The following is a 5,009-nucleotide window of genomic DNA, read 5'->3' on the forward strand; positions in this document are numbered from 1 at the left end:
ACATCTGCGAGCAGCATGATAGGTGCTCACGACCGCTCACTTCAACTTGCAACTAGAGCGAGACAGCTTGCTCAGCCCACACTTGAAACTCGCGATGGCCGTTCTCTTCAGCTTTCGCCATCACCTCGCCGCTCGCCACGCGCAGCATGTGATCGAAGAAGCGTCGGCCTGCCTCTTCGATCGTCTCCTCCCCATCGATGATCGTCCCAGCCGATAGATCTATGTCCCACTTCATCCGCTCGTAGGTGGCACGGTTCGAGGCCACCTTGACCACCGGCGCGATCGCGTTGCCGATCGTTGTCCCCCGCCCAGTCGTAAACAACACCAAGCTCGCTCCGGCCGCCACCAGCCCGGGCGTCGACTCTTGATCGTACCCGGGACCTTGCATCAACCACAGCCCGCGCCCCTTGACTCGCTCCCCATACTCGAGAACCCCTTCGACTCGCGTCGTCCCCCCTTTGGCGATCGCACCCAGCGACTTGATCGTGATGTTCAACAGCCCCCCAGCGACGTTGCCCGGCGACGGATTCTCGTTTAGCTCCGCCCCGAACTTCGACGCATACTCCTTGTACCAATCAACCAAACGGTAGACGGCGCGCCCCGTCGCCGCATCGCGCGCCCGCCATGCAAGCAGATGCTCCGCCCCGCAAAACTCCGGTACCTCGCTCATCAACGCCGTCCCACCAGAGCGTACCAGCAAATCGACCGCATGGCCCACCGCCGGATTGGCCGAAAGCCCCGAAAAACCGTCCGACCCGCCGCATTTGACTCCCACCACCAGCTCGCTCACGCTCACTTCCGTGCGCCGCACACGCTCGGCACGCTCCAGCAGCCGCTCGACTTCGCCTAGCCCACGCTCGACCGCCGCACGCGTGCCCCCCACCTCCTGAATCCCGATCCGCGCCACCGGCTTCGGCAGCTCCATGGCCCGCTCCCGCATCCACCGCTCCATGCGCGCAAGGTTCGTCTTCTCACAACCGAGCTCGATCAACAGCACCGCCCCAACGTTCGGATGCGCCGCGTAGTTGGCCAGCACCCGCAGCAGCACCTCCAGCGTCGTCCCCTCTTGACACCCACACCCCTTGTTGTGCGGAATCGCCACCACGCCATCGACGTGCGGATACTTCGCCCGCTGGTAGATCCGCTGCTCGGCCAACGTCGCGATCTGTTGCGCTTCGTGGCTGGCGCACATCGAGGTCGGAATGACCAGCACGTAGTTGCGCGTCCCAACCCGCCCGTCCGCACGAACAAAACCGCGAAAACGAGCGCACTGCTCCGCCGGAAAGTAATCCGGCGGCGGATTGTAAAGGTCCTCGGGCAGCTCGCGCACCACCGGCACATCGTTCCTCATGTTGGCGTGCGTCACCCACTGGCCCGCCGCAATGCCACAACTGGTGCCGATCGGCTGACCGTACTGGCGGACCAGTTCCCCAGCGGGAATCGCCCGCAGCGCGAAACGGTGGCCCGGCGGAATCGCCTCGCGCACACAGACCACCCACCCATCGGCGAGCCGCAACCGCAGCCCCGGCACAGTCGGACGGCGAACGACCGCGACGTTGTCCTGCGGGTTGACGACGATCGCGTACTCGGAGAGCTCAACGGCTCCCTCTTCCATGTAGTCGGACATGATCTACGCCCCCATGCAGTCTAGCTCAAAACGTCTGGCCAATTGAAGCAGGCGACGCAGTTCTTACGCTCCTTCGCCGTGTCCGCAGCGTTCAAGGCTTCCCAACATCGAAGGGGCGCGAGGGGCGGAAGACCTAGGCCGAAGAGATGATCTGCTCGAAGATCTAGACAAAGTCGAAGCTGATGACGCATCGCGTGGCGACTCTCATCGCCCACAAGCGCTATCATATCGAATGGCCTTCGCGACGATTGCTTCACGCGAGACGTTTTGTAACACTGTCAGAAAACGAACTCTTGCGAGCGGCGGAGAAGTGGTTCGTGCAAAGAGAGTTTTCGCAATGCCCCGAAAAGCCGAACGGTGAGGAAAGGATGAGAGAGAAAGTTTTGATCGTCGACGATGATCGCGCGCTACGCTGGTCGCTCGGCGAAATCCTGCGCGCTACAGGCTACGATGCGCTGGAAGCAGCGTCTGTGCGCGAAGCGCTCGCGCTCTTCGATGCCGAGCAGCCACATGCCGTGCTGCTCGACATCGAACTGCCGGATGGCTCAGGACTGGACGCGCTCAGCGAGATCAAGCGTCGACAACCCGATGCGATCGTCATCATCATCACGGGAAACGTTGATGTGCCGAACGTCGTCGCCGCGTTGCGCGGCGGAGCTTATGACTTCATCAGCAAGCCGATCAACTCGGAAGAGTTGCGCGTCACGCTTCGCAATGGGCTGGAGGCGCGCCAGCTACGGCGCGAAGTGACGCGCGCGCGGCGCGAAAGTGCCCAGCAGTTCAGCTTCGACCAGATCATCGGCCAATCGGTTGTCATGCGCGAAACGATCGCGCTGGCGCGCAAGGTGGCCCGATCCGAAGCCTCCTCGATCCTGTTGCAGGGCGAATCCGGAACCGGCAAAGACCTTTTAGCCAAAGCGATCCACCACGATTCGGCGCGCGCCGAAGGTCCGTTTGTCGCCATCAACTGCGCAGCGCTTCCGAGCAATCTCATCGAGGCGGAACTGTTCGGCTACGAGAAAGGGGCTTTCACCGATGCCAAGCAACGTAAAGAGGGTCTGATCGAGCAAGCTTCAGGCGGCACGCTCTTTCTCGACGAGATCGGCGAACTCGACCTAACGCTGCAGACCAAGCTGTTGCGCGTTCTGGAAGAGGGTCGAGTGCGCAGGCTCGGCAGTCTCAACGAGATCGAGCTGGACCTGCGTGTCATCGCCGCCTCAAACCGCGACCTCAAAGCCGACACCGAAAACGGGCGCTTCAGGCTCGATCTCTACTACCGATTGGCTGTCATCTGCATCGACTTGCCTCCGCTACGCGAGCGCGGCGATGATCTGCTGCTGCTTGCCGCGCACTACATCGAAACCTTCAATCGAACGATGCGCCGAAAACCGCCCGTGCGAGCGCTGGCACCTGCAACGCGCGAAGCCTTTCGCCGCTACTCGTGGCCGGGCAACGTGCGCGAACTGCGCAACGTGATCGAACGGGCGATGATCTTGGAAGACGGCGAAATGATCACGATGAACTACTTGCCGCGCGAACTCCGCGCAGATGACCTTCGCGCAACCGATGATGCACCGGTGCGTCTTCCGCCCGAAGGGCTGTCGCTCGCTGAAGTCGAAGCATCGCTCGTGCGTCAAGCGCTGGAGCGTTGCGGCGGGAATCGCACGCGCGCCGCACGCTTGCTCGGCCTGACGCGCGATCAACTGCGCTACCGTTTGAAGAAGATGAGCGCGGCGAGAGTTGGCGGCGCGCGCGCCTGAACTCGTCGAAGCGCGCTTCCGAAGCGTGACGCGTTCATCAGCTTTGCAAGCGTGCGGGTTTTCGACCGGGATATGGCAAGCCTAATCTGAGGGAAACGAAGATGATCGCCAAAGGACAGGTAGAGGCGGCGCTCGAGCGCTCGCTCAAAGAGCTAGCTGACATCAAGTTCGCGTTGGACGAAGCGGCCATCGTCGCCATCACCGATCAGCGCGGGCGCATCACTTACGTCAACAGCAAGTTCTGCGAGATCTCGAAGTACTCGAGAGAAGAGCTTCTCGGACAAGATCACCGGATCATCAATAGCGGTTACCACTCAAAAGAGTTCTTCCGCGACTTGTGGCGGACGATCTCGCGCGGGCGCGTCTGGCGCGGCGAGATCCGCAATCGGGCCAAAGACGGCACGATCTACTGGGTCGCGACGACCATCGTTCCCTTTCTCAACGCGGCAGGTAAACCTTACCAATACGTCTCGATCCGCTATGACATCACCGAACGAAAACTGGCCGAAGAGCGCATACGCGAGCAGGCAGCATTGCTCGACGAGGCACAGGACGCGATCTTCGTCTGCGACCTCAGGCGGCGCATCACCTACTGGAATCGCGCCGCCCAACGCATCCACGGTTGGACCATACAAGAAGCGATCGGCAAGGACCTTTTCGCCCTGCTCTTTGCGGAAGCCGCACGACAAGCCGAAGAGGCCGAAAAGACGACGCTCGCGCGCGGCGCGTGGGCGGGCGAGTTCCGTCTTGCGACGCGCGATGGCCGCATCATAGACATCGAGAGTCGCTGGTCGCTGATGCGCGACGAACGAAATCAACCCAGTGCGATCCTCATCACCAACACCGACATCACGGAGAAGAAGAGGATCGAAGCGCAGCTGTTGCGCGCCCAAAGGATGGAGTCGCTCGGCACGCTGGCGAGCGGCATTGCGCATGACATCAACAACGCGCTCGCGCCGATCTTGATGGCGCTCGAGATGCTGCGATTGAAGTTGCCCGATGAAGCGAGTCAGCACTGGCTCGCGATCCTTCAACAAAGCGCCGAACGCGGTCAGCAAATGGTCAAGCAACTTCTCTCTTTCGCGCGCGGCGTCGAAGGTCGCCCCATTCCGCTTCAACCGCGGTACATCATGAAAGATTTCGTCAAGATCGTGCGTGAGACTTTTCCGAAGTCGATCGCAATCGAGTCTGAGATCAGCGACGAATTGTGGATGATCTCCGCTGACGCGACGCAGATCCATCAGGTCTTGATGAACCTCGCCGTCAACGCGCGCGATGCGATGCCTGCGGGAGGAACGCTGCGCATAAGCGCCGAAAACGTCGTGCTCGATGAAAGCTACGCGCGGATGAACCTCGAGGCCAAACCCGGAAGGTTCGTCCGCCTCACCGTCGCCGACACCGGCGCGGGGATGACGCCCGAAGTGATGGAAAGGATCTTCGAGCCTTTCTACACAACCAAGGAGCCGGGCAAAGGAACTGGGCTAGGACTTTCGACTGCCTTGGCCATCGTCAAAAGCCACGGCGGCTTCATCACGGTCCAGAGCGAGCCGCGGCGCGGCGCGCGTTTCGAAGTCTATCTGCCTGCGCTCGAAGCTGCCTTGCTAACCGCAGAGGAGGCGCCA

General features: G+C 61.5%; 3 protein-coding genes. 2 read left to right on the forward strand and 1 reads right to left on the reverse strand.

The features are described from left to right. Window positions 1-52 precede the first annotated feature (52 nt). Window positions 53-1,627 (reverse strand): UxaA family hydrolase, encoded by a 1,575-nt coding sequence (locus C4334_RS14335; protein WP_352432772.1) that lies wholly within the window; start codon window positions 1,625-1,627, stop codon window positions 53-55. Between the two features lie 368 nt (window positions 1,628-1,995). On the opposite strand from C4334_RS14335, the gene C4334_RS14340 reads away from it, so the two are divergent. Both C4334_RS14340 and C4334_RS14345 read left to right on the forward strand, forming a co-directional pair. Beyond that, window positions 1,996-3,387, forward strand: a complete 1,392-nt coding sequence (locus C4334_RS14340; RefSeq protein ID WP_352432773.1) for a sigma-54-dependent transcriptional regulator — start codon at window positions 1,996-1,998, stop codon at window positions 3,385-3,387. Window positions 3,388-3,488: 101 nt separating this feature from the next. Next, window positions 3,489-5,009: PAS domain-containing sensor histidine kinase (locus tag C4334_RS14345; protein ID WP_352432774.1), on the forward strand; the 1,521-nt coding region annotated here is incomplete at its 3' end.

It is taken from the genome of Pyrinomonas sp. (assembly GCF_040289685.1).
Classification (GTDB): domain Bacteria; phylum Acidobacteriota; class Blastocatellia; order Pyrinomonadales; family Pyrinomonadaceae; genus Pyrinomonas.

Excerpts from the sequence above, each read along its gene's own strand:
- C4334_RS14335 (WP_352432772.1), bottom strand. The coding sequence starts at position 1,627 with ATGTCCGACTACATGGAAGAGGGAGCCGTTGAGCTCTCCGAGTACGCG.
- C4334_RS14340 (WP_352432773.1), top strand. The coding sequence starts at position 1,996 with ATGAGAGAGAAAGTTTTGATCGTCGACGATGATCGCGCGCTACGCTGG.